This is a genomic window from Glutamicibacter sp. PAEs-4 (assembly GCF_051161755.1).
Classification (GTDB): Bacteria; Actinomycetota; Actinomycetes; order Actinomycetales; family Micrococcaceae; genus Glutamicibacter; species Glutamicibacter nicotianae.
Genome location: NZ_CP195017.1, coordinates 91275 through 117077, shown reverse-complemented (window position 1 = coordinate 117077; position 25803 = coordinate 91275). Strand labels below are relative to the sequence as shown.

Sequence of the window (25803 nt, the reverse complement as noted above, 5' to 3'; positions counted from 1 at the left end):
TGGGCGGAAAGTGAAGCGCATGCCAGCGCAACTATTCGGATTCTTGGCGCAGCGCAATCGCGCCGGGCTGATACGCTCGCGCAATTCCCTGCCCAGAATCCTGCGCATGACCCTGGGCGCCATTGGCGCATTCTGGATCGCCGAAAGCATCTGGGGGCACTCCCAGCCGATTTTCGCGGCCACCAGCGCGCTGGTTTCGCTGGGCTTCGGCGCCTCCACCACGGTGCGCAAAACCGCCGAGGTCGCCCTGGGATGCACCCTGGGCGTGGCCCTGGGCGATACCCTCATGCACTGGTTCGGGCAGGGTATCTGGCAGGCCGCGCTGGTGATGTCGCTCAGCCTGGTCATAGCCCGCTACCTGGATTCGGGTGCAATCTTCTCCACCCAGCTGGGTATGCAATCGGCACTGGTGGTGCTGCTGCCGATCAGCGCCGACGGCCCATTTGCCCGTTCCATCGATGCCCTGACCGGTTCCCTGCTCGCCCTGCTGGTCATTATTTTCTGGCCCACCGACCCGAGGCGCAGTCCGGTTTCCGCATTATCGGATTTGTTCAAGGAGCTTTCCGAAGCGCTTTTGGAATGCTCCTGGGCCATCCGCGACGATGACCGGCGCTCCGCATTCCACGCGCTGATCAAGGCACGCGGCACCCAGAAGCATCTGGACAAGCTGCCAGCCGCCTTCCGCGCGTCCAAGGAAATCGCCACGATTTCCCCCGCAGGGCGGCGCCACCGCCACGAGCTGAACCGGCTGTCCAAGCGCTTCAACCACTACGACTGGGCCGCCCGCAACTCGCGGGTTTTCGCCCGGCGGCTGGCTTCCGTGCTCAGTAACAGCGCGCTGACCCCGGAAGGCGCGCAAACCCTGGCTCCGCTGATGCGCGAGCTGTCCGAGGCGGTCAACACCTTGGCGCACTCGGTGCGCGAGACCACGGTGGCGGGCCAGCGCAAATACGAGAAGTCCGCCCAGCAGCAGCTGGAAGGAGTCGCCGCCCAGCTGGATCCGCGCGCACTGGGAGTCGAAGGGCTCCAGGGCGAAGGCCTTGTCCTGCTGCTGCGCCCGATGGTGGTGGATCTGCTCGAGGCAGCCGGCCGCGTGCACGAGGAAGCCATCGAAGTGCTGCCCAAGCTCTCCTGAACAAAAATGTCCGCATGGCTCGATAGCATTGAGCCATGGCCAAAACTTCCACCCGCAGCAAATCCAGCGCATCGTTCAAATGCTCCGAATGCGGATGGACCACGATCAAATGGGTGGGCCGCTGCGGCGAATGCCAGGCCTGGGGCACCGTCGAAGAAGTGGGTGTCGTTTCCGCCCGCACCGTGGCCGCGGCCAAAGTCGCCCACCCGGCCAAGCCGATCGCGCAGATCGACGGCTCCGAAGCCGCCTTCCGCCCCAGCGGGGTGTCCGAGCTGGACCGCGTGCTCGGTGGCGGACTGGTCCCGGCAGCCGCGATCCTGCTCGCCGGAGAACCCGGCGTAGGCAAGTCCACGCTGCTCCTGGACGTCGCAGCGAAAGCGGCGCAGACCGGCCTGCGCGTGCTCTATCTGACCGGCGAGGAATCGGCCGCGCAGGTCAAGTCCCGCGCCGAACGCATCAACGCCATCGCCGATACGCTGTTCCTGGCCGCCGAAACCGACCTGGCCCTGGCGCTGGGGCAGATCCAGGAGATCGATCCGCAGCTGCTGATCCTGGACTCGGTGCAGACCTTCTCCTCGGCAGAGGTGGACGGCGCGGCCGGCGGCGTGTCCCAGGTGCGCGAGGTCGCCGCGTCGATCATCAACGCGGCCAAGACCCGGGCCATGTCCACCATCATGGTCGGCCACGTCACCAAGGAAGGGTCGGTCGCCGGCCCGCGGCTGCTCGAGCACCTGGTGGATGTGGTCTGCCAGTTCGATGGCGAGAAGCATTCGCGGCTGCGCATCCTGCGCGCGCTGAAGAACCGCTATGGCGCCACCGATGAGGTGGGCTGCTTCGACCTGAATGAGGACGGCATCGAATCGCTGACCGATCCTTCCAAGCTGTTCGTCACGCGAACCCGCAACCCGGTTCCGGGCACCTGCATCACCGTCACCCTCGAAGGCCGCCGGCCGTTGGTGGCCGAGGTGCAGACCCTGCTCTCCCGCAGCAATGCCCCGGCCGCCCGCAGGGCCACCAGCGGCCTGGATGCGGCACGGGCGCAGATGGTCGTGGCGGTGCTGCAGGCCCGCGCGCATATGGATCTGTCGTCCATGGACTCCTATATTGCCACGGTGGGCGGCGTCAAGATCGCCGAACCGGCATCGGATCTGGCCTGCGCGCTGGCCCTGGCCTCGTCGATGAACGAGTTCCCGCTGCCGCAGGACTTCGTGGCCTTCGGCGAGGTAGGCTTGGCCGGCGAGGTGAGGCAAGTGCCCGAGATCTCGCGGCGCATCATCGAAGCCCAGCGCCTGGGATTCTCCTTCGCAATGGCCCCGGCTACCCCGGAACCGTTGAAGAACATCCCCGAGGGCATCCGCGTGTTCCAGGTGGAGAATATCGCCCAGGCCCTGGATATCGCCTTCAACCAGCGGCAGAAGCCAACGCGATAAACTTGATTATTGCCGCCCGCCGAAAGGACGCCAGTTGAAAGCGCACCCCACCCCCGGATTCCTTGCCGTTCTGGCCCAGATTGCCCCGGGTACCGAACTCGCCCAGGGCCTGGAGCGGATCCAGCGCGGCCGCACCGGCGCCCTCATCGTGCTCGGCCACGACAAGCTCGTCGAGTCGATCAGCTCCGGCGGCTTCCGGATCAACACCGAATACACGCCGACCCGCATCCGCGAACTGGCCAAGATGGACGGTGCGATCATCCTGGACGGAACCGGCCGCCAGATCCTGCAGGCAGGCGTGCAGCTGATGCCGGATGCGCAGATTGAAACCCAGGAATCCGGCACCCGCCACCGCACCGCGGAACGCGTGGCCGCGCAATCCGGGTTCCCGACGATTTCGGTGTCGCAGTCGATGCAGACCATCACCCTCTATGCCGACGGCGAGCGCCATGTGCTCGAGCCTGCCGAGCGCCTGCTGGCCCGCGGCAACCAGGCCATTGCCACCCTGGAACGCTACCGCCACCGCTTGGACCAGGTCACCAGCGCCCTGTCAGCGGCGGAGATCGAGGATGTCGCCACTGCGCGGGAGGTGCTGGCAGTGCTGCAGCGCACCGAGATGCTGCGCCGCACCAGCGAGGAAATCTCCCGCTACGTGCTGGAGCTGGGCATCGACGGGCGCCTGCTGGCAGCCCAGCATGCCGAATTGCTCTCCGGCATCCAGGCAGATAACGAGCTGCTGCTGCGGGACTATTCCGACGCCGAGGGCCAGGAGCTGGATATCGAGCACGCCTTGGAGACCCTGCATGAAGTGTCCGACGCGCAGCTGGTCGAGCTCGACGGGCTGACCAAGATCCTGTTCCCGCACTCCAGCATTGGCCAGGACGACCAGCTGACCCCCAAGGGATACCGCCTGCTCTCGCAGATCCGCACTGTTCCCAAGGTGGTGGGAGATCGCCTGGTGGCGGCATTCGACAACTTGCAGCTGCTGATGTCCGCGTCCACCAGCCAGCTTATGGAAATTGAAGGCGTCGGCGAGCAGCGTGCACGCTCCATCCGCGAAGGGCTCGCACGCATGGCCGAGTCCTCGCTGCTGGACCGCTACATTTAGGCGCTCACTCCAGGGTGAAGGTCACCGGCTCGGAGACGAAGTCGCCGACAGCCGCCGTGAACTTGTAGGTTCCCGGACGCGGCTGCACGCTGACAGCTTTGCAGCCGGGAGCCGAACGCTCGCGGTTCCAGGTGAAGCGCGAGTTCTCCTTCTGCCCTGGCTTGAAGGCCAGGATTACGTCCTCTGCGTTCTCGAGGCAGTCGACGGTGGAGAAGATGCGGTCAGAACCGCTGGAAACCAGGAACTCCTGCTGCGTGCTTCCGACGTTCACCTCGCATTCGCGCTTGGAGACATTCTCGATGCCGAGAATCAATGTCGGCTTCTTGTCCGAGGCGTAGCTTTTCGCATCGGTCGTCGCGGTAACCTCGATCTCGTCGCCGCTGCACATCTTGCCCGAATCTTCATCCTCTTCCGGTTCGGACGATGGCGAAGGGACCGGCTGTGTCTGCTGGGCGGTCGGTTCATTGCCCGCAGTTTCCTGCTCATCGGGGGCAAAGACCCCCACCAGGGCAACGACGCCCCAGACGATCAGGCCGATGAGCACCAGGGCAAGTACTGCCACGGTAATCCGCCGGCGCCGGTAGACGCTGGCCGATGGTTTCCCCCCTGATGCGTTGCTCATGGATTAAGGCTAATTCATTGCACTGCCCGAACCCGGTAATGGCGTAGGATCCGGGGTGCATCGCGTTCCCCACTGCTTTCCCTCGGATTCCGGGTCTTCCGTGCGCTGGCCTAGAGTGGTGGGGTGCAGCAAATCCACGACACCATCAACGACTGGTACCTAGAGAACGCCCGCGACCTGCCTTGGCGCCGTCCTGGCGTGAGCGGATGGGAAGTCATGGTCAGCGAGTTCATGCTCCAGCAGACCCCCGTGGTTCGTGTCCTGCCGGTGTGGGAAGAATGGATGCGCCGCTGGCCGCGGCCGCAGGATCTGGCCGCGGAACCGCTGTCCGAGGCTTTGAAGGCCTGGGGACGGCTTGGCTATCCGCGGCGCGCGCAGCGCTTGCATGCCGCCGCCGTGGAGATCACCACCGAATACAACGGCGAAGTCCCGCGCACCGAAGCGCAGCTGTTGGCCTTGCCCGGCATCGGCGACTACACCGCAGCCGCCATTGCCTGCTTCGCCTTCGGCGAGCGCACCGTCGTCGTGGACACGAATATCCGCCGCGTGCATGCCCGGCTCTTTGGCGGCATGGCATTGCCCGAACCAAGCCCGCGCGCCAGCGAGTTCGCCCGGGCCAGGGAAGTCCAGCCCGAAGATGACCGGACGGCGAATCTGTGGAATGTCTCCGTGATGGAGCTCGGCGCGCTGGTATGCACTGCACGCAGCCCGAAATGCGGGCAATGCCCGGTGTTCGAGCAGTGCGCATGGGTTGCCGGCGGGCAGCCGGCACCGCACTACACCCCGAAAGGCCAAGCTTGGAAGGGTACCGATCGCCAGGTCCGCGGGGCCATCATGGCGATTCTGCGCGAACATGAGGAGGCGGTGCCGCAGCAGTCATTCCTGGCCGATCTGGCCCAGGAATCGCACGCAGGATATGTGGCACTTGCACGGTTGCAGTCTCCGCTGGATCAGCGTGAACGCGCGCTGGCCGGGCTGCTGAAAGATGGCCTGGCGATCGCCGAGGATAACCGCATCCGCCTGCCTTCCTGAGACCGGCAAAGAACACGCGGGTACCTGCTGGCTTTCTCTGCCAGCGCGTACCTATGCTTAGCCCATGAACGCTTCAGTTGACCCTGCCGGCACGGTTCGCCACGTAGCCGAGCATCCATGGTTCGAGGGCGCCGCCCGCTTGGGATTCGTCGCCAACGGGATTCTCCATGCGACCCTGGGAGTCCTTGCAGTTGTTGTCGCCGCCGGCCGCAAGGCGGAAGCCGACCAGGGCGGAGCCATGGGCGCACTGGCAAACCAGCCCTTCGGCATGGTTCTGCTGTGGATCTGCGCAATCGGCGCCCTGCTGCTGGGCCTGTGGTCCATGGCGCAGGCCTTCTTGCCCGAGAAGAAGCTGAAGGAAAGGCTCAAGTCCGCGGCTACTTCGATATCGTTCTTGGCTGTCGGATTCACCTTTGGACGATTCGCCGCAGGGAATCCCAGCGATTCGGGAAAGACCGCCAGCAGCTTCAGCGGCGAACTGATGCAGACAGGCCTTGGCCGGGCCTTGCTGATCGCCATCGGCCTCGGCATGCTGGTCATGGCCGGCTATTACATCTACAAGGGAGCCGCCAAGAAGTTCCTGGAGGATCTGCGGGGTTCTGGAAACAAGGAGGTTTCCCGCGCGGTGAAGTTCTCAGGCATGCTCGGCTACCCGGCCAAGGGCGCAGTCCTGGGTGCAGTTGGCCTGTTGTTCATCGTGGCCACGGTGCAGCGCGACCCGGAAGAGGCCAGCGGCATCGATGGCGCGTTGAAGGCCATCCAGGACCAGCCCTTCGGGCCCGTTGCCTTGATTGCCATCGGTGCTGGCCTGGTTTGCTACGCGGTCTTCCTGATGTTCCGCGCCCGCTATGACCGGATGGAGTAGGAATATCAGTCCAGCGTAATGATCATGCGGGTATTGCCCAGGGTATTCGGCTTCACCCGTGCAAGGTCCAAGAATTCAGCGACGCCTTCATCCCGGGAGAGCAGGATCTCCTGGTACACCGCGGGGTCCACGGCGCTCTGGTCAGCCATCACCTTGAAGCCTTGGCGTTCGAAGAATGCAACTTCGAAAGTCAGGCAGAAAACACGCGACACCCCGACAGCCTTGGCGCGTTTGAGCAGTTCTCCCAGCAAAAGGTGCCCGACCCCCATGCCGCGGACCGTATCGGAGGTGGCGAGGGTGCGGATTTCGGCGATGTCCTCCCAGATGACGTGCAAGCCGCCGCAGCCGACAACGCTGCCCTCCGGATCCTCGGCTACCAGGAATTCCTGGATGGACTCGTAGTAGGTGACCGCTTCCTTATCCAGCAGGATTCGTTCCTCGGCCAGGGGGCGCACCAGATTGCGGATTGCGTTGACATCACTGGTCTTGGCTGGGCGGACGGTAAAAGAGTTCACGTTTAGATCCTATGCCTCCCAGTTTGCAGATTCGAAGAAGTCGCTGGATATGTCATGGAAGGAACATCCTGCACGCAGAACTGCCACAATAAGCTTGAACATTGAAGCCCTACGGGAGCAAGGATGCGGATGACAGCTAGAACAGCACGCCCCGGATTCGGGTTGCTTGCCATCCTGCTCTCCGCAGTGGGCATCGCTCCCCTGCTTAATTACGGGTTGAGCGCCACCAGCGACCTGGTCATCAGGGATTTGGGAATCACCGAATCCCAGTTCGGCCTGCTGGCGACGGCCTGCTTTGGCTGCGCCGCACTGGGCAACGCCGTCTTCGGGAAGTTCTCGGACAGGCAACCGGATACCAGGCTGATGCTGCTGATTTTTGGCACCACCGCGGTTGCGCTGGGCCTGGCGGCAATTCCCGCCGGCTACGTCCTGCTGCTGGTGGCATCCGGGCTGGCCGGCTTCGCGCAGTCATTCCCCAACGGGGTCACCAACCGCATTCTTGCCCAGCGCGTCCCCAGCGCCCAGCGCATCACCTGGACCGGCATCAAGCAGTCAGGCGTGCAGGTTTCGCAGCTCGTAGGCAGCGTGGGGTTCCCGTTGCTGGCGGCGTTCATCGGCTGGCATGGCGCGTCGCTGGCTGGCGCCGTGCTCGCCGCAGTGCTCGCGCTCATCGCCGTACGAGTAGTCCGCGCCACCCCCATGCTCAGCGTGCCTGCACCGAAAAGGCCGGAAGCAGGTGCGGACAAGCCGATCGCCGCGGCAGCCCCCTCGACGAAGTTCGTCATTTTCGCGCTGGCCCTGTTCGGTTTCATCAACGGCGTCGGAGTGCAGGCAACCAATGTCTATCTGGCGCTCTTTGCGGTCCGCGAACTGGATTTCTCCTTGGTGGCCGGCGGCCTGACCGCTGCGGTGGCCGGAGTCATTGGGGTCAGTGCCCGCGTCGGCTGGGGGCAGATGATGGCCCGCGGGGTTTCAGCGCCCAAGCTCCTGCTGCTGTTGGCATCGCTGGCCACTGCGGGCGGAGCCAGCTTCCTTCTGGCCCAGCAAATGCATTCGGTGGCGCTGCTCTGGCTGGCGGTTGCCCTGCATGGCGCCTCGGCCCTGGGAGTTTCGGTGGTGCTCATGGCGGGCCTGTTGCGTGCGATCCCGGCAAGCCGCTTGGGCAGCGCCAGCGGAATCGTCTCGGCAGGCCAGTTCGGCGGATTCACCGTCGGGCCGCTGGCCATGGGCCTGCTGGTGGGATCGGCCGGTGGATTCACCGCGGGCTGGATCGCGGTCATCGGGATCTACCTGTGCTCGACTGCGCTCGGTGCAATCCTGGTGCTGCGGGCCAGGAATCGAGGTTAGCCAGTGGATGCCGAAGCGCTGAAGGCACTGGCGCATTTGCGCCGTGCCAAGGACCTGATGGATCGGAACTATGCCGAGCCTTTGGATGTGCCGGCATTGGCCCAGCGGGCGTCCATGTCTCCTGCGCACTTTTCCAGGGAGTTCAAGCGGGCCTATGGCGAGACGCCACATTCCTATTTGCTTACCCGCCGCATTGAGCGTGCCATGCATCTGCTGCGCGCGTCAGTCTCGGTCACTGATGCCTGCATGCAAGTGGGCTGGACTTCGCTGGGGTCCTTCAGCACACGCTTCACCGAAGTGGTGGGGGAAACCCCGTCCGCCTACCGGGAACGGGATCATTCTGCCACGGAGCAGATCCCTGCCTGCATTGCCAAGATCCTTTTGCGTCCCGAGAGATTCTGAGCAGTTTTGAAGAAGCGCGCGCTGCACGGCACTGCCTAGGCTGGAGCCATGGCAAATATTTCAATCAATCATGTCCCGTTGACCGTGCTCGATGTAGATGAGGCGCTCGCGTTCTACCGCGATGCGCTGGGCTTCACGGTAATTTCAGATGTCGCCAACGGCGGCTTCCGCTGGGTCTCGCTTGCGGGCTCCGATGGCACCGGCACCAGCTTGGTGCTTTCGACTCCGGGCGCCGGCCGCTCCGACGCCGATGCGCAGACCCTGGCCGAGCTGGTAGCCAAGGGAACCATCGGCCCGCTGGTGCTTTCCACTACCGACCTGGACCAGGTGTTCGAGACCGTGAGCGCCTCGGGCGCTGAAGTCCTGCAGGAGCCGATGGACCAGCCGTGGGGTCCGCGCGATTGCGCATTCCGCGACCCTTCGGGAAATATGGTCCGCATCAACCAATCTGCATAGGGAGCCGAAGCATGAGCAGTACGGAACAAGAGGGTTTTTCGGCCGCTGAGAAGGCCGCGATGAAAGAGCGCGCAGCCGAGGTGCGAGCTCCGAAGAAGCGCATGACCAAGGCCGAGAAGGCCGAGCAGGCGCGCAGGGAAGTTGAAGAGAAGATTGCTTCCTTCGAGGGGAACGATAAGGTTCTCGCCGAGAAGCTGCACCGGATCGTCACCTCCACGGCTCCTGGACTGGAACCGAAAACCTGGTACGGCATGCCCGCCTACGCCCTGGACGGCAAGATCTTGTGCTTCATGCAGGATGCCAAGAAGTTCGGCACCCGCTACCTGACCTTCGGGTTCAACGATGTCGCGCAGCTCGATGAGGGCACGCTCTGGCCCACGTCATTCGCCATTACCGCGCTTGATGGGCAGCTGGAGGAAAAGCTTGCCGCGCTGGTCGCCAAGGCGGTAGGCCGCTAAGTCCGGCTGGCAAGGCGGCCCTCGATCGCCTCTCAGGCGTCGAGGGCCTCTTGCTCTGCCCTGGGCAGGGCCCTGGCCAGCAACCCGGCAGAAAGCGCGAAGACCCCGAGCAAACCGATCAGCCCCATGCCGACAGGCAAGGATCCCAGCTGGGCGGCGTCTTGACCTAAGACGGTGAACAGCATGGCGGCACCGAGCCCGAGGATTCCGAAGCCAGCTGCCACGAAGCAGACCACAATGGATTTCGGCCCGGGATTCCAGTGCCCCAGTGAGGTGAAGTCGCGGTACGCGATGATGCCGATGGCAATGCTGAGCGTGGCCGCAGCGCCGATTACGAGCACCACCAGCCATGTCGGGCTGTATCCGGCACCATCGGCTCCTGCGTGGCGCACCAGCCGCTCAGGAAGCTCGGGCCGCAGGAAAAGGTACAGGGCCAAATAGGCCATGACGGCGAGGCAGGATGCGGCAATCATCTGCTGCCCTTTGCTTCGCATCTTCATGTGTTGAGCCTACGACATGGGCGGATTAAAGCCAATAGCCGTGGAACTGGATTTCCCAGTTCCACGGCTATTGGCGATGACGCTAGCTGCTCAGCTTTCCAGGGCTGCCGGTGCCGGCTCGCCTTCCAGCTGGCCGTTGCCACCTTCGGCGTGGAAGACGAACTTGCGGCTCTCGCCTTCGCCTTCGACATCGACGGTGACCTTCTGGCCGGACACGATCTGGCTGAAGAGGATGCGCTCGGAGAGCTGGTCCTCGATATCGCGCTGGATGGTGCGGCGCAGCGGACGGGCACCCATTGCAGGATCGTAGCCGCGCTGGGCCAGCAGGCTGCGGGCAGCCTGGGTGAGCTCGATAGTGATATCGCGTTCCTTCAGGCGCTTGGCCAGGCGGGCGATGAACAGGTCGACGATTTCCTCGATCTCCTCCTGGTTCAGCTGCGGGAAGACCACGGTGTCGTCAACACGGTTCAGGAACTCAGGGCGGAAATGCTGGCGCAGTTCTTCCTGGACCTTGGCCTGCATCCGCTCATAACCGGTCTTGGTATCCGCGGCCGACTGGAAGCCGGTCATCACACCCTTGGAGATGTCACGGGTACCGAGGTTCGTGGTCATGATGATGATGGTGTTCTTGAAGTCCACCACACGGCCCTGGGAGTCGGTCAGGCGGCCGTCTTCCAGGATCTGCAGCAGCGAGTTGAACAGGTCCGCGTGGGCCTTCTCCACCTCGTCGAAGAGCACCACGGAGAACGGACGGCGGCGGACCTTTTCGGTCAGCTGACCGCCCTCTTCGTAGCCGACGTATCCTGGAGGGGCACCGAACAGGCGCGAAACGGTGTGCTTCTCCGAGTATTCGGACATGTCCAGGGTGATCAGCGCGTCTTCTTCGCCGAAGAGGAACTCCGCCAGCGCCTTGGCCAGCTCGGTCTTGCCCACGCCGGTTGGGCCGGCGAAGATGAACGAGCCGCCTGGGCGGTTCGGGTCCTTCAGGCCGGCACGGGTGCGGCGGATCGCCTGCGAGATGGCCTTGATGGCCGAATCCTGGCCGATAACGCGCTTGTGAAGCTCTTCTTCCATGTTGAGCAGGCGCGAGGACTCTTCCTCGGTCAGCTTCACTACCGGGATGCCGGTCGAGTTGGCAAGCACCTCGGCAATGAGGTCCTCGGTCACCTCGGAGATTTCGTCCATGTCGCCATTGCGCCAGGACTTCTCCTTCTCGTTGCGGGCCTCGATCAGCTTGGATTCCTTATCGCGCAGCGAGGCTGCACCTTCGAAGTCCTGCGCGTCAATCGCGGCCTCCTTCTCCAGGCGCACGGTGGCGATTTCCTCGTCCATTTCCTTCAGTGCCGGTGGCGCGGTCATGCGCTGGATGCGCAGTCGTGCACCGGCCTCGTCGATCAGGTCAACTGCCTTGTCCGGCAGGAAACGGTCGGAAATGTAGCGGTGGGCCAGCTGGGCGGCAGCCTGCAGCGCACCGTCGGTGATGGTCACGCGGTGGTGCGCCTCGTAGCGGTCGCGCAGGCCACGCAGGATCTGCGTGGTCAGCTCGACGGACGGTTCCTTGACCTGGATCGGCTGGAAGCGGCGCTCGAGCGCGGCGTCCTTCTCGATGTTCTTGCGGTACTCGTCCAAGGTGGTGGCACCGATGGTCTGCAGTTCGCCACGGGCCAGCATCGGCTTGAGGATCGACGCGGCATCGATGGCGCCTTCGGCGGCACCGGCGCCGACCAGGGTGTGGATCTCGTCGATGAACAGGATGATGTCGCCACGGGTGCGGATTTCCTTCAGGACCTTCTTCAGGCGTTCCTCGAAGTCGCCGCGATAGCGGGAGCCGGCCACCAGCGAACCGAGGTCCAGGGTGTACAGCTGCTTGTCCTTGATGGTTTCCGGCACGTCGCCGCGCACGATGGCCTGGGCCAGGCCCTCGACTACGGCGGTCTTGCCGACGCCGGGCTCGCCGATGAGTACCGGGTTGTTCTTGGTGCGGCGCGAGAGGACCTGCATGACGCGTTCCATCTCATGCTCGCGGCCGATCACCGGGTCGAGCTTGCCTTCGCGGGCGGCTGCGGTCAGGTTGCGGCCGAACTGGTCAAGCACTGCCGAGCCTGCAGGGGTACCTTCCTGCTGTCCGCCCGAGCTGACGCCAGCGGACGCGGTCTCCTTGCCGCCCTGGTAGCCCGAGAGCAGCTGGATGACCTGCTGGCGCACGCGACCGAGGTCGGCGCCAAGCTTCACCAGAACCTGGGCTGCGACGCCCTCGCCCTCGCGGATCAGGCCGAGCAGGATGTGCTCGGTGCCAATGTAGTTGTGTCCCAGCTGCAGCGCTTCGCGCAGCGAGAGCTCCAAGACCTTCTTGGCGCGAGGAGTGAACGGGATATGACCGGAAGGCGCCTGCTGGCCCTTGCCGATAATCTCCTGAACCTGCTCACGAACGGCACCCAGCGAAATGTTCAGCGACTCGAGCGCCTTTGCGGCGACGCCATCGCCTTCGTGGATTAGACCGAGCAACAGGTGCTCGGTGCCGATGTAGTTGTGGTTGAGCATGCGCGCCTCTTCTTGGGCGAGCACGACAACTCGGCGGGCACGGTCGGTAAATCTCTCAAACATCTTCGGCACACTCCTTGCTTACCAATAATTCGATGCTACGCACCATGCGCCCGCAATGCTCCCTTGTTCGCCACAGGGATAACCGAAACGGCTCCCCGTTACCGGGAATCAGTAATAGGCATGCAATTCATAATGAGAATTACTTGGTTCACCAATATTGCGATCTTCAATGAAAATGCATCGTGAATAACGAACATCGTTATAAGAATATGAGCCGGCACGCATTGCGTGCCGGCTCATATTTGAGACTTGTGCAAAACCTCGCGAATTACTTCGCGCGGCCTCGACCACCCTTTCGCATTGCAGCGTTGTAGGCATCTACAACCTCTGCATTAAGGCGTCCGCGTGCGTTGACCTTAATGTTGTTTTCCTTCGCCCATGCGCGGATTGCTGGAGCTTCGCTCGCTGCAGTCTGCTTCGACGAACGAGCCGCTTCGATGTACGGCTCGATGGCTGCATGGAACTGAGCAGCGTGCTCGTCGTTCAGGTCGATTTCAAAATGCTGACCAGCGACGCTGAATGCGATTGATTCAGTTGCCTCGCTACCATCAATATCGTCGATCAGGGCAATTTGAACCTGACGTGCCATTTAGGGGTTCCTCCGAGCTTGAATGTACTGGACAGATCGGCATTCAGCCATCAGTCCATTTCAAACAACAAGCATATACAAATAGGCACGCTAAATTCTAATTATCATCAGAATTCACAAGGTTCTATCAGGAACGACTAATTCTCGTTTACTGGATTATTTGAATCCGAGCCATTTTGAATTAGCGCATCAGCTTCAGCTTCAGCTTGGCGTTCTTTTCGATCCGCGTTTGTAATAGCTTTCATCACGTACCAGAAAAGCAGCGCCAGGCAAATTGTCGGGACGATCGCCTCAATATATGGCATTCTTATGCCTCCGGCTTTAGCAGTGGGAACAGAATAGTTTCACGAATACCGACGTTGGTGAAAAGCATAACCAGACGGTCGATGCCCAAACCGATGCCGCCCATTGGCGGTGCACCGTATTCCAGGGCACGCAGGAAGTCTTCATCAAGCTGCATTGCCTCTGGGTCTCCGCCGGCAGCCATCAGGGACTGCTCGGTCAGGCGCTCGCGCTGGATTACCGGGTCGATCAGCTCGGAGAATGCGGTGCCGCGCTCCATGCCGCCGATGATCAGGTCCCACGCTTCGATAACGCCCGGCTTCGAGCGGTGCGGACGCGCCAGCGGCTGTGCCAGGGGCGGGTAGTCGCACACGAAGGTCGGGTCGATCAAGGTCGGCTCGACGATTTCGCCGAACAGCTCGATGACCAGCTTCTGGGCTCCCCAGGCCGGGTCGATCTTCACTTCGTGCTTGGCAGCGATCTCGCGCAGCACCGATGCGTCCGTTTCCGGCGTGATCTCGACGCCGACAGCCTCGGACAAGCCCGGGTAGACGCTGACCCAGCGCCATTCGCCGTCCAGGTTGACAGTGCCCTTGGGAGTTTCGATGGTGCGGCCAGCGCCGATGGCGTCAGCTGCATTGAGAATGATTTCCTTGATGCGGTCGGCCATGACGTACTGGTCGGCATAGGCTTCGTAGGATTCCAGGGTGGTGAATTCCGGCGAGTGGGTCGAGTCGACGCCCTCGTTGCGGAAGATGCGTCCCACCTCGAAGACGCGGTCGACGCCGCCGACGACGCAGCGCTTGAGGTACAGCTCGGTGGCGATGCGCAGGGTCATTTCCTGGTCGAACGCGTTCAGGTGGGTCTTGAACGGGCGGGCCGATGCGCCGCCGTGAACCAGCTGCAGCATCGGGGTCTCGACCTCGACGTAGCCGCGGTTCTCCAGGGTATTGCGCACGGCGCGGATGATCGCGGCACGCTTGTAGACCATCTCGCGGGCTTCGTCGCGCACGATCAAATCGGCGTAGCGCTGGCGCACGCGGGTCTCTTCGTTCAGATCGGCATGCAGCACCGGCAGCGGGCGCAAGGCCTTGGAAGCCATCTCCCAGGCATCGGCCATGATGGACAGCTCGCCGCGGCGCGATGAGATGACCTTGCCGGTCACGAATACGTGGTCGCCCAAATCGACGAGCGACTTCCACTGCGCCAGGCGCTCTTCGCCGACGTTGGCCAGCGAGAGCATGACCTGCAGGCGAACTCCTTCGCCCTTCTGGCCGCCCTCCTGCAAGGTGGCGAAGCACAGCTTGCCGGTGTTGCGCATGAAGACGATGCGTCCGACGACGCCGACGACGTCTTCGGTCTCCTCGCCGGCTTCGAGGTGCTCGTACTTGTCGCGGATTTCCTGCAACGAGTGGGTGCGGGCAATGCCTACCGGGTAGGCTTCCTCGCCCTTGGCCAGCAGCTGGTTGCGCTTATCGGTGCGCACCTGTCGCTGGTCGTTTGGATTTGGGGCCGGTGCGGAATTATTTTCGGAAGTCACAATAGTCCATTCTACGTGTCATGGCGCGCAGTTGAAGCCCTTCATGATCAGCCTTACACAGTGATCTTAGCCCGCAACGCAGGATGAGGCAGCGGCAAAGCCTGCTTTGCCCCTGCCCCATCCATTAGGTGATGCGGTTTACCAGATTTCCACGCGGTCGGCCGGATCCAGCCACATGCCATCGCCCGGCTTGGTGCCGAAGGCCTCGTGGAAGGAATCCAGGTTCTTCGGCACCTGGTTGCAACGGAATTCGCCGGGTGCGTGAGGGTCCGTGGTCACGCGCACCACCGCGGTTTCCGGACGGATCAGCGTGCGCCAGCATTCGGCCCAGGAGTAGAAGAAGCGCTGGTCGCCGGTGATACCGTCGATCACTTCATCTTCCTGGATGCCGCGGGCCGCCAGCTCGAGCTTGTAGGCCTTGTAGGCAATGCCCAATCCACCGAGGTCGCCGATGTTCTCGCCCAAGGTCAGTGCACCGTTGACGTTGTGTTCCGGGGCTTCTGAAGGGGACAGCGCGTTGTACTGGTCCACCAGCTTGGCGGTCAGCTTCTCGAAGGAAGCCCGGTCCTCATCGGTCCACCAATTGGTCAGCTGGCCAGTGCCATCGAACTGCGAGCCCTGGTCATCGAAGCCGTGGCCGATTTCGTGGCCGATGACCGCGCCGATGCCGCCGAAGTTCGAGGCGATGTCGCGGTTCACGTCGAAGAATGGCGGGCGCAGGATGGCAGCCGGGAACGCGATTTCGTTCAGCAGCGGGTGGTAGTAGGCGTTCACCGTCTGGGGGAACATGAACCACAGTTCGCGATCCACCCCGTCATCGATCTTCTTCAGTTCACGAGCGAACTCGAATTCGTTCGCCGAGGCAAGATTGGCGATGACATCCAGCTCGTCGGTGCTGATCGCGGAGTAGTCGATCCATTGGTTCGGGTAGCCGATCTTCGGGCGGAACTTGGAGAGCTTGTCCAGTGCCTTCTCGATTGTCTCCGGTCCCATCCAGGACAGTTCGCTGATCGAAATGCGGTACGCCTCGATGAGCCGCTGGACCAGCGCGTCCATGGCGTCCTTGGCCTCTGCCGGGAAATGCTGGGCCACGTACAGCTGGCCGATGTCTTCGCCTACTGCACCCTCGGTGAATGCGACACCGCGCTTCCAGCGTTCCTTGAGCTGCTCTACGCCACCGAGCTTTGCGGAATAGAAGGAGAAGTTCTCGTTGACGAAGGCGCTGGACAGGTAGGGTGCGAACGAGCGCAGGACCTGTATCCGCAGCCAGTTCTTCCAGGCATCCAACGGCTGGGAGTCGATCAGACCCGCCAGCCCTTGAAGGTAGCTTGGCTGCCACACGACAACCTCGTTGTAGTACTTCTGCTCGATACCGGCTCCCGCCAGCCAGGTGGTCACCCCTGGGAACAGCGTGGCGAGCTCTTCTCCGGACAGCAGGTTGTAGCGTGCCTGGGCGTCGCGGACCTTGACCCGGTCCCAGTGGTGAGAGGCGATCGCCTTCTCGAGCTCCACGACGCTGGCTGCGGCTGCTTCAGCGCCGGCAATGCTGCCAAGACCCAGCAGCCGGCCGAGGTGCTCTTGGTAGTCGGCTACGGTTTCAGCGAACTGCTCTTCGCGGTAGTAGGACTCGTCAGGCAGGCCCAGACCACCTTGCAGGAAGGTCAGCAGGTTCCGATCAGGATTGCCGGCATCGTTCATCGCGCCGACATCCATGAAGCCGCTGATGCCCTTGCGCTGGAAGAAACCGCAAACCTCGAGCAGCTGCTCGGTGCTCTGGATATCCGCAATGGTGTTCAGGAAGACAGCTACCGGAGCAGCACCACGTTCTTCGATCACGGCTTCATTCATGAACGAGCTGTAGAGGTGGGCAATGCGGCGGGTAGCATCGTCCGTTTCTGCACCGGAAGCAACCTTCTGAACAGCTTCGGTAATGATTCCATGAACGGCGGCTTCGGCCTGGTCGCGAAGCTCCATGAAGGAACCGTAGATTCCCTGATCTCCTGGAATGGTGGCTGTCTCGAACCACTTGCCATTGCTATGGCGGTAGAGATCGTCCTGGGGACGAATTGAATCGTCGCGGTATGTCAGTGGACTCGTGGTCTCGGTGGTCAAGGAAAGCCCCTCGCGTAGAAGATCTTGTTATGTCTACTACACACCTTATCCACTTCCATGAAGATAAGAAGAGCGAGGGATGCCGATGCGCGCACGGCTTAAATACTCTGGTTAAACAGGTGAGGCTCCAACCATCACTGGCTAGAGCCTCAAACCCACTTAGGTTAAGTCCGGCGGTGACCTACTCTCCCACACCCTCACGAGTGCAGTACCATCGGCGCAATGGGCCTTAGCTTCCGGGTTCGGTATGGGACCGGGCGTTTCCCCCACGCTATGACCGCCGTAACAATCACGAAGCACACAAACCCCATGGTTTGATGCATTCCGGTGTCATTAATGCCTTATGTTATTTCTGGCTAGAGGTTGTTGTCTCGTAACCGCATAGTGAACGCGAACAGCATTGAAAAATATCAGTTCAAATATTGTTTTATTGTGTGTTGTAAGCCATCGGCCTATTAGTACAGGTCAGCTGCACAAGTCTTCAGTCCTTGCTTCCACATCCTGCCTATCAACCCAGTGGTCTAGCTGGGGGCCTCTCACACACAAAGGTGCATGGAAATCTCATCTCGAAGCAGGCTTCCCGCTTAGATGCTTTCAGCGGTTATCCCTTCCAAACGTAGCTAATCAGCGATGCACTTGGCAGTACAACTGACACACCAGAGGTTCGTCCGTCCCGGTCCTCTCGTACTAAGGACAGCCCTTCTCAAATTTCCAACGCGCGCAGCGGATAGGGACCGAACTGTCTCACGACGTTCTAAACCCAGCTCGCGTACCGCTTTAATGGGCGAACAGCCCAACCCTTGGGACCTACTCCAGCCCCAGGATGCGACGAGCCGACATCGAGGTGCCAAACCATGCCGTCGATATGGACTCTTGGGCAAGATCAGCCTGTTATCCCCGAGGTACCTTTTATCCGTTGAGCGACGGCCCTTCCACGAGGTGCCGCCGGATCACTAGTCCCGACTTTCGTCCCTGCTCGAGCTGTCACTCTCACAGTCAAGCTCCCTTGTGCACTTACACTCGACACCTGATTGCCAACCAGGCTGAGGGAACCTTTGGGCGCCTCCGTTACATTTTAGGAGGCAACCGCCCCAGTTAAACTACCCATCAGGCACTGTCCCTGAACCAGATCATGGTCCGAAGTTAGGTGACCGGTACAGCCAGAGTGGTATTTCAACGATGACTCCACCTGAACTAGCGTCCAAGCTTCACAGTCTCCCACCTATCCTACACAAGCTGCACCGAACACCAATACCAAACTATAGTAAAGGTCTCGGGGTCTTTCCGTCCTGCTGCGCGTAACGAGCATCTTTACTCGTACTGCAATTTCGCCGAGTTCATGGTTGAGACAGCGGGGAAGTCGTTACTCCATTCGTGCAGGTCGGAACTTACCCGACAAGGAATTTCGCTACCTTAGGATGGTTATAGTTACCACCGCCGTTTACTGGGGCTTAAATTCTCAGCTTCGCCACAAAAGTGACTAACCAGTCCTCTTAACCTTCCAGCACCGGGCAGGAGTCAGTCCGTATACATCGTCTTGCGACTTCGCACGGACCTGTGTTTTTAGTAAACAGTCGCTTCCCCCTGGTCTCTGCGGCCCACACCCGCATCAGAGAAGCAAGTTCTCATCACGGGGCAGGCCCCCCTTCTTCCGAAGTTACGGGGGCATTTTGCCGAGTTCCTTAACCATGATTCTCTCGATCGCCTTAGTATTCTCTACCTGATCACCTGTGTCGGTTTGGGGTACGGGCGGACTGGGACCTCGCGCCGATGCTTTTCTAGGCAGCATAGGATCACCGAATCACCCCATAAACGGGGCGCCTATCAGGTCTCAGAAACATGAGCGGCGGATTTGCCAACCGCTCTTCCTACACCCTTGGACCAGGTCAATTCCATTGCCTGGCTCGGCTACCTTCCTGCGTCACACCTGTTAATACGCTGACCTCACTGCATCGGTTCCCACCACACCACCAGCAACCATTCCCGAAGGAACAAATCACCGGATCCGTCATGGTTAGCATCCACAGCTCAGTATGGGCGGTCCTTCGCCGGTACGGGAATATCAACCCGTTGTCCATCGACTACGCCTGTCGGCCTCGCCTTAGGTCCCGACTAACCCAGGGCAGATTAGCTTAACCCTGGAACCCTTGATCATTCGGCGGACGGGTTTCTCACCCGTCATTCGCTACTCATGCCTGCATTCTCACTCGTGTGGCCTCCACCGCTGGTTTACACCGCGACTTCACCGTCCACACGACGCTCCCCTACCCATCCAAACACCCAATCGAAACCAGGTTAATATTTGAATGACGCAACTTCGGCGGTGTGCTTGAGCCCCGCTACATTATCGGCGCGGAATCACTTGACCAGTGAGCTATTACGCACTCTTTCAAGGGTGGCTGCTTCTAAGCCAACCTCCTGGTTGTCACAGCAACTCCACATCCTTTTCCACTTAGCACACGCTTAGGGGCCTTAGTTGGCGTTCTGGGCTGTTTCCCTCTCGACTATGAAGCTTATCCCCCACAGTCTCACTGCTGCGCTCTCACTTGCCGGCATTCGGAGTTTGGCTAAGGTCAGTAACCTTGTAGGGCCCATCGCCTATCCAGTAGCTCTACCTCCAGCAAGAAACACGCAACGCTGCACCTAAATGCATTTCGGGGAGAACCAGCTATCACGAAGTTTGATTGGCCTTTCACCCCTACCCACAGCTCATCCCCTCCATTTTCAACTGAAGTGGGTTCGGTCCTCCACACGCTCTTACACGCGCTTCAACCTGGCCATGGGTAGATCACTTCGCTTCGGGTCTAGATCACGCCACTCAAACGCCCTATTCAGACTCGCTTTCGCTACGGCTTCCCCACACGGGTTAACCTCGCGACGTAACACTAACTCGCAGGCTCATTCTTCAAAAGGCACGCCATCACCAGGGAACAAGTCCCCAGCTCTAACGGATTGTAAGCGCACGGTTTCAGGTACTATTTCACTCCCCTCCCGGGGTACTTTTCACCATTCCCTCACGGTACTGATTCACTATCGGTCATCAAGTAGTATTCAGGCTTACCAGGTGGTCCTGGCAGATTCACACAAGGTTTCACGGGCCCCGTGCTACTCGGGTATCAACACTAGAACGGCAGACACGCATTACGCCTACGGGACTATCACCCTCTCTGGTCCGGCATTCCAACCGATTCACCTATACGCCTGCACCTCATCCCACCAGCAAGATAGCGCTGGTACATGTCAACCCCACAACCCCGATGATGCAACGCCTATCCGCTATCACACACCAACCGGTTTAGCCCCATCCGCGTTCGCTCGCCACTACTAACGGAATCACTGTTGTTTTCTCTTCCTGCGGGTACTGAGATGTTTCACTTCCCCGCGTTCCCTCCACACAGCCTATACATTCAGCTGCAGGTCACACCACATAACATGGTGCGGGGTTCCCCCATTCGGAAATCCTGGCCTCAACGTCCGGTTATCGACTCCACCAGGCTTATCGCAGATTCCCACGTCCTTCATCGGCTCTTGATGCCAAGGCATCCACCGTGCGCCCTTAAAAACTTCAACACAAATCAAAGTCTCAGAATTGAGCAATAAAACAATCTAACAAAATCACGCAGACAAGACTCCAACACCAGGCAATCCCAGGAAAAGGACTACCCAGCTCATCTCATCTGCAAGATGCTCGCGTTCACTATACAGTTCCCAAACAACAACCCCGCACCCCCGCAACAACACCCCAAAACCAACACCAACCAAAGGCCAGCATCAATCCACCAGGACATCCTTGCAGCAAACACAGGACAAACACCGAAACACCAAGAACCCCTCACCCAAGCGAACACCACCAGGACCCTCCCCACAGGAAGAACCCCGGCAACCATTCACCAGGAAAGGAGGCTTGTTGCCTCAAAACCCAACAGCATGCCAAACCATACAAACCACACAACACCCACACACCGCATTCCAGCACCGCAAGAAGAAAACCCCCTGCAATGCGTACTAGCAGATGCCCAAGCACCACGCGGCCACAGCCAATACCCCGCACCAGCATCAGCCAGCACGTTTTCCGGTATTGAGTCCATTGATATTCCACCCATGAGCAACCCACCCGGACAACACTCGTGTCCAGCATGGGCAACCAATAATGGTTAGCTCCTTAGAAAGGAGGTGATCCAGCCGCACCTTCCGGTACGGCTACCTTGTTACGACTTAGTCCCAATCGCCAGTCCCACCTTCGACGACTCCCCCCACACAAGGTGGTTAGGCCATCGGCTTCGGGTGTTACCAACTTTCGTGACTTGACGGGCGGTGTGTACAAGGCCCGGGAACGTATTCACCGCAGCGTTGCTGATCTGCGATTACTAGCGACTCCGACTTCATGGGGTCGAGTTGCAGACCCCAATCCGAACTGAGACCGGCTTTTAGGGATTAGCTCCACCTCACAGTATCGCAACCCATTGTACCGGCCATTGTAGCATGCGTGAAGCCCAAGACATAAGGGGCATGATGATTTGACGTCATCCCCACCTTCCTCCGAGTTGACCCCGGCAGTCTCCCATGAGTCCCCACCACTACGTGCTGGCAACATGGAACGAGGGTTGCGCTCGTTGCGGGACTTAACCCAACATCTCACGACACGAGCTGACGACAACCATGCACCACCTGTGAACCAGCCCCGAAGGGAAACCCCATCTCTGGAGCGGTCTGGCACATGTCAAGCCTTGGTAAGGTTCTTCGCGTTGCATCGAATTAATCCGCATGCTCCGCCGCTTGTGCGGGCCCCCGTCAATTCCTTTGAGTTTTAGCCTTGCGGCCGTACTCCCCAGGCGGGGCACTTAATGCGTTAGCTACGGCGCGGAAAACGTGGAATGTCCCCCACACCTAGTGCCCAACGTTTACGGCATGGACTACCAGGGTATCTAATCCTGTTCGCTCCCCATGCTTTCGCTCCTCAGCGTCAGTAAATGCCCAGAGACCTGCCTTCGCCATCGGTGTTCCTCCTGATATCTGCGCATTTCACCGCTACACCAGGAATTCCAGTCTCCCCTACATCACTCTAGTCTGCCCGTACCCACCGCAGATCCGAGGTTGAGCCTCGGACTTTCACGGCAGACGCGACAAACCGCCTACGAGCTCTTTACGCCCAATAAATCCGGATAACGCTTGCGCCCTACGTATTACCGCGGCTGCTGGCACGTAGTTAGCCGGCGCTTCTTCTGCAGGTACCGTCACTTTCGCTTCTTCCCTACTGAAAGAGGTTTACAACCCGAAGGCCGTCATCCCTCACGCGGCGTCGCTGCATCAGGCTTTCGCCCATTGTGCAATATTCCCCACTGCTGCCTCCCGTAGGAGTCTGGGCCGTGTCTCAGTCCCAGTGTGGCCGGTCACCCTCTCAGGCCGGCTACCCGTCGTCGCCTTGGTGAGCCATTACCTCACCAACAAGCTGATAGGCCGCGAGTCCATCCCCCACCGATAAATCTTTCCACCCCGCACCATGCGGTGCGAGGTCATATCCGGTATTAGACCCAGTTTCCCGGGCTTATCCCAGAGTCGGGGGCAGGTTACTCACGTGTTACTCACCCGTTCGCCACTAATCCACCCAGCAAGCTGGGCTTCATCGTTCGACTTGCATGTGTTAAGCACGCCGCCAGCGTTCATCCTGAGCCAGGATCAAACTCTCCATAAAAAAATAAAAAGCCACCAGCAACCCCTTGGAAAATAAGGGCGAAGCCGATGAAGTCCTGGCGAATAATAAAACACTCGAGAACACTGCACGGGGGTGCAATGCCTCAAGCAAATGTTATGTATTCACCAAATAAAAATATTCGGTATCAACAAACTTGGCACACTATTGAGTTCTCAAACAACAAACACTTACCGGTTCTTTACCCACCATTCCAGGCGGTAATTTCGTCCAGCATTATATTCATATTCTATAACCGTGAATTTCTGGAAGTCAAATCCATTGTTTGTGATTTGAACCAGTATTCTCAGTTCCCATTCTTTTCAATTGTTGTCCACAAGACTGTGGAAAAACCTTGATTTTCTGGGGTTCTGCCGCCGTTTCACATCCGGTTATTTCTTCCGTTTTGTTCTCGGCGACAAGGAAAAACTATACACGGGTTTGCGGGGTGCTGCAAATCGGGTGGGTGGTTTTTGACGGTGACCGTGCACACTTAATTCCTGAACTGCTGATTCGGCTCTTTCCATGTGCCCAATCGCTGGTAATTATTACCGAGCTAGGGCTGAGCGCGTAAACATTATTTCGCAGCTGCACAGAGCATCAGCGCCTGTACCTAGCGAGTTTATTGAACCCTTGAGAAGCGTACGCATATACGCGAACCCATGAATTGTGCCCACATCAGCCGATTAGACGATGCGGGCGCATGCGTGAGTCTGAGCAAGGCACAAGAAGAGAACGCACATGGCGAAACGATGCATCTGGAGGTTCCATGCGCGTGACGGCCAAGGCGGCATCAGCGCAATGACTACCTAGAGCAGTCGGCATTGATGCCGGCCCAATACAGGTCTCGCAGTGCTACGTAAGCACCACCCTCGGCTACGGTGAATAGCAGCGATATTTCGATCGCTGCCTCTCCACTTGATGATCTACCGAATACAGGATGAAGTCTATGAAGTTCACGGCGTTGGAACGCTATTGCCACCTCACTGGGCAATCGTATGGCGAGGTGACTCCCGAAGAACAGCAGAGCGATTATCAAGCCGGGGTAACTGAGCTTGACGGACAGCGGTGGCGAATCAGGACCGCAAGGATCACGCCAACAAAGCCAGGTGGGTTCGTAGCCATATGGCATCGGGACGAAACTGGGACTACTGCCCCCTACGAATCCGAAGAGGGACTGCGCGGAGTTATGGTCTTTATCGAGGAAGCCGGCTGTTTCGGCGTCTTCCGCTTTACTCGACAGCACCTCGAGGAGCTGGGCGTCTTCGCCTCAGCATCGGCTCCAGGCAAGCGCGGTTTCCGCGTCTATCCATCATGGACGGCTGGCCTTAAGGGGCAAGCGAAGAAAAGCCAGAACAGTCAGCTGCCTGCGTTCACGTTGCTCGCAGACTAACTTGTCCCGCTCAGACTCCTACTGCAGCTCCATGCGCCGGAACCTGAGTTCTCGTTGCGCACCCCGCAAAGGTGAACCTTCAAAAGGCACCTCGCTGAGATCCACAGTCAATGCGGCTTTCAATGCCAACTGGTTCGCTGACTGCGTGGCCCGGTCAGCCAAGCCGAGCACCCTTGCAAGCTCCGTCCAGTGCTTCTTCTTCAGATTCTTAGCCTTGCCGGCAACAGTCAAAGCCATGGTGTCATCGCCGTAGACCAGGGTGCATGGGATGTCATAGATGGGCGCTACATGAAACCGTCCATGCAAGTCCGCCAGAATCGAGACGTTCTTTCCATGCAAGTCGCCGTTGCCAGTTAGCCACGCAAAGACGAACTGCATGTATAGATTCCGCCTGGCGAGCACCGGAGCCTGGCACTGCAGCGCTAAGGCCTCAATAGCTTGTTCCGTGCTCACTGCATACTTGCTTGCCGGCGGAAGGTTCAATACCTGCATGGCATCTTCCAACGCCAAACGCGTGGGACTATCCGCCCCCTCGACACCCTCGCGATCGAACCTCTCGACCAGCAGCCCCGGACTCCCAGTGGAATCCAGTACTAGCCGATTGTTTGCGACGGGAAGTTTGAGCAATCGCGCTGCTTTCAGGTGCTGCGCCTCATTAACGACCAAATGCGGATGATCCCGGGGATCAAGCTTGAGCAGATAGGCGCTGTTCTTGAACTCCACTGGTGTTGTCAGCATGGTTGCGCTGATCTTGTCTTGCACGCCGGGGATCGAGTGGCGGTCCAAGGTGCGCGCGAGGACCGAGAAGTCGAGTTCGGCCGTGCTGCTGAATTCAGCAACCACGGGGGTTTGCTCCAGTGCTGATCCTTCCGGAACAACGCGTACATTGCCTGGAGTATCGGCGCCCACTGCCATCAGCAGAGTCAACTCGTCAGAGATGCTGGTCTTAGTTGCGTCCTTGAGAACGGTCAGGCGATGGCCTTCGGGCAATAGTCCCGAGAAGAACGATGGCAACGCGCCCCCAGGCCCAACGTATGCCTCCGGGGAAGCTGGCAAAGATGTCGCAATGCCCGCGTCACCATGTGCAAGGTAGTCCTTGTTATAGCTGAAGGCCACGCTTCCGTCGGACTGTCTGGCTAGAGTGCCGACGAGGTTTTCGTTGCAGTAGACGTCAGCCTTGGTAACAAGCTTGAGCTCTTGGAGTTGCGGCTTCATTTGGCCACGCGAATTCGAAGGCCGAGTACATCCGCGACGGAGAGCACCGCTTCAATGGAGGGGTTTCCCGCCCCTCGTTCTATGGAGCGCAGCGTACGTTCGGAGATGCCAGCTAATTCAGCCAGCTGTTCCTGCGTCAGGCCATTCTGTTTTCTAACGCGCTGCAATTCGGCCCCTAGCTCAGTCACTGAATTCATGAAGGATCCTCTTCCGGCAGCATTGCGCCGATTGGCGACATTCTGCTCACTATCATTCAGCATGGAGCAAGAATCGGCAACAAGTTACCGAAATGATAGCCAGGTGCAAGCAATCGATTGTCAGAGGCATCAAAAGGCAGGATCTTGCCGATTGGCGGACCAGAACCCATCGGATAAAGCACCTGCAACGGAGCGGGCGTTCTCTCCCGTAGTGAGCCGCGGAGGTCCAGGGCCACGCCGTCTGCTTAGTCGCTTCAAGCGCGTCCGACATCGGGACACAGCTTAGCCATGGCTGCATTCACAACCCCATGC

General features: G+C 60.0%; 20 protein-coding genes and 3 rRNA genes. 10 read left to right on the top strand and 13 right to left on the bottom strand.

Going from position 1 to position 25803, the window contains the following annotated elements:
* The first annotated feature begins 19 nt into the window (after positions 1-19).
* Genes ACR9WD_RS00575 through disA form a run of 3 tightly spaced genes read left to right on the top strand, consistent with a single transcriptional unit; the run spans position 20 to position 3673 of the window.
* On the top strand, positions 20-1135 hold the full coding sequence (locus ACR9WD_RS00575; protein WP_236641194.1) for an FUSC family protein: 1116 nt from the start codon (positions 20-22) through the stop codon (positions 1133-1135).
* 35 nt (positions 1136-1170) lie between these two features.
* Positions 1171-2565 carry a DNA repair protein RadA gene (gene radA / locus ACR9WD_RS00570; RefSeq protein ID WP_073707954.1) on the top strand — a complete coding sequence of 465 codons (1395 nt, stop codon included), beginning with the start codon at positions 1171-1173 and terminating at the stop codon, positions 2563-2565.
* 34 nt (positions 2566-2599) lie between these two features.
* Positions 2600-3673 (top strand): DNA integrity scanning diadenylate cyclase DisA, encoded by a 1074-nt coding sequence (disA, locus tag ACR9WD_RS00565; protein WP_038993593.1) that lies wholly within the window; start codon positions 2600-2602, stop codon positions 3671-3673.
* A 4-nt stretch (positions 3674-3677) separates the two neighbouring features.
* Here the strand turns inward: disA and ACR9WD_RS00560 are convergent, their stop codons facing one another.
* Positions 3678-4295, bottom strand: coding sequence for a hypothetical protein (locus tag ACR9WD_RS00560; RefSeq protein WP_066144550.1), 618 nt, complete (start codon positions 4293-4295; stop codon positions 3678-3680).
* 123 nt (positions 4296-4418) lie between these two features.
* On the opposite strand from ACR9WD_RS00560, the gene ACR9WD_RS00555 reads away from it, so the two are divergent.
* Together ACR9WD_RS00555 and ACR9WD_RS00550 are read left to right on the top strand one after the other, a co-directional pair.
* On the top strand, positions 4419-5327 hold the full coding sequence (locus ACR9WD_RS00555; RefSeq protein WP_038993592.1) for an A/G-specific adenine glycosylase: 909 nt from the start codon (positions 4419-4421) through the stop codon (positions 5325-5327).
* A gap of 64 nt (positions 5328-5391) precedes the next feature.
* Positions 5392-6192 carry a DUF1206 domain-containing protein gene (locus ACR9WD_RS00550; RefSeq protein ID WP_038993590.1) on the top strand — a complete coding sequence of 267 codons (801 nt, stop codon included), beginning with the start codon at positions 5392-5394 and terminating at the stop codon, positions 6190-6192.
* 5 nt (positions 6193-6197) lie between these two features.
* On the opposite strand, the gene ACR9WD_RS00545 is transcribed toward ACR9WD_RS00550, so the two are convergent.
* Entirely contained in the window at positions 6198-6707 is a 510-nt protein-coding gene (locus ACR9WD_RS00545) for an amino-acid N-acetyltransferase (RefSeq protein ID WP_073707952.1), read from the bottom strand.
* A gap of 129 nt (positions 6708-6836) precedes the next feature.
* On the opposite strand from ACR9WD_RS00545, the gene ACR9WD_RS00540 reads away from it, so the two are divergent.
* The 4 genes from ACR9WD_RS00540 to ACR9WD_RS00525 are packed head-to-tail and all read left to right on the top strand — an operon-like array spanning position 6837 to position 9370.
* On the top strand, positions 6837-8054 hold the full coding sequence (locus ACR9WD_RS00540) for an MFS transporter (RefSeq protein WP_190264379.1): 1218 nt from the start codon (positions 6837-6839) through the stop codon (positions 8052-8054).
* Positions 8055-8111: 57 nt separating this feature from the next.
* Positions 8112-8456 (top strand): helix-turn-helix domain-containing protein, encoded by a 345-nt coding sequence (locus ACR9WD_RS00535; protein ID WP_052254094.1) that lies wholly within the window; start codon positions 8112-8114, stop codon positions 8454-8456.
* Between the two features lie 48 nt (positions 8457-8504).
* Positions 8505-8912, top strand: a complete 408-nt coding sequence (locus ACR9WD_RS00530; protein WP_434922486.1) for a VOC family protein — start codon at positions 8505-8507, stop codon at positions 8910-8912.
* Positions 8913-8923: 11 nt separating this feature from the next.
* A complete protein-coding gene (locus ACR9WD_RS00525; RefSeq protein WP_434922485.1) occupies positions 8924-9370 on the top strand; it encodes an iron chaperone in 447 nt (148 codons plus the stop codon).
* Between the two features lie 32 nt (positions 9371-9402).
* Here ACR9WD_RS00525 and ACR9WD_RS00520 read toward each other — a convergent pair whose 3' ends face one another.
* From ACR9WD_RS00520 to ACR9WD_RS00480, 9 genes are all read right to left on the bottom strand, one after another.
* Complete coding sequence (locus tag ACR9WD_RS00520; protein ID WP_073707949.1) at positions 9403-9870, bottom strand: hypothetical protein; 468 nt, start codon at positions 9868-9870, stop codon at positions 9403-9405.
* A gap of 90 nt (positions 9871-9960) precedes the next feature.
* A complete protein-coding gene (locus ACR9WD_RS00515) occupies positions 9961-12474 on the bottom strand; it encodes an ATP-dependent Clp protease ATP-binding subunit (RefSeq protein ID WP_073707948.1) in 2514 nt (837 codons plus the stop codon).
* 268 nt (positions 12475-12742) lie between these two features.
* On the bottom strand, positions 12743-13063 hold the full coding sequence (locus tag ACR9WD_RS00510) for a histone-like nucleoid-structuring protein Lsr2 (RefSeq protein WP_038993581.1): 321 nt from the start codon (positions 13061-13063) through the stop codon (positions 12743-12745).
* 137 nt (positions 13064-13200) lie between these two features.
* Positions 13201-13368, bottom strand: a complete 168-nt coding sequence (locus ACR9WD_RS00505) for a hypothetical protein (RefSeq protein ID WP_162989142.1) — start codon at positions 13366-13368, stop codon at positions 13201-13203.
* A gap of 2 nt (positions 13369-13370) precedes the next feature.
* The gene (gene lysS / locus ACR9WD_RS00500) at positions 13371-14885 is read right to left on the bottom strand and encodes a lysine--tRNA ligase (RefSeq protein ID WP_038993580.1); all 1515 of its coding nucleotides are present in this window, start codon (positions 14883-14885) and stop codon (positions 13371-13373) included.
* 138 nt (positions 14886-15023) lie between these two features.
* Positions 15024-16997 (bottom strand): M13 family metallopeptidase, encoded by a 1974-nt coding sequence (locus ACR9WD_RS00495; RefSeq protein WP_083586988.1) that lies wholly within the window; start codon positions 16995-16997, stop codon positions 15024-15026.
* Positions 16998-17165: 168 nt separating this feature from the next.
* Positions 17166-17282, bottom strand: a 5S ribosomal RNA gene (gene rrf / locus ACR9WD_RS00490).
* Positions 17283-17431: 149 nt separating this feature from the next.
* Positions 17432-20567: ribosomal RNA gene (locus ACR9WD_RS00485) — 23S ribosomal RNA — on the bottom strand.
* Between the two features lie 596 nt (positions 20568-21163).
* Positions 21164-22689, bottom strand: a 16S ribosomal RNA gene (locus ACR9WD_RS00480).
* Together the 16S, 23S and 5S rRNA genes form the textbook arrangement of a ribosomal RNA operon.
* A 946-nt stretch (positions 22690-23635) precedes the next feature.
* On the opposite strand from ACR9WD_RS00480, the gene ACR9WD_RS00475 reads away from it, so the two are divergent.
* On the top strand, positions 23636-24079 hold the full coding sequence (locus ACR9WD_RS00475; protein WP_434922484.1) for a MepB family protein: 444 nt from the start codon (positions 23636-23638) through the stop codon (positions 24077-24079).
* Positions 24080-24097: 18 nt separating this feature from the next.
* On the opposite strand, the gene ACR9WD_RS00470 is transcribed toward ACR9WD_RS00475, so the two are convergent.
* Positions 24098-25294 carry a type II toxin-antitoxin system HipA family toxin gene (locus tag ACR9WD_RS00470; protein WP_254591019.1) on the bottom strand — a complete coding sequence of 399 codons (1197 nt, stop codon included), beginning with the start codon at positions 25292-25294 and terminating at the stop codon, positions 24098-24100.
* The gene (locus tag ACR9WD_RS00465) at positions 25291-25491 is read right to left on the bottom strand and encodes a helix-turn-helix transcriptional regulator (RefSeq protein ID WP_038993722.1); all 201 of its coding nucleotides are present in this window, start codon (positions 25489-25491) and stop codon (positions 25291-25293) included. Before ACR9WD_RS00465 ends, ACR9WD_RS00470 begins: the two co-directional genes overlap by 4 nt.
* Positions 25492-25803 lie beyond the last annotated feature (312 nt).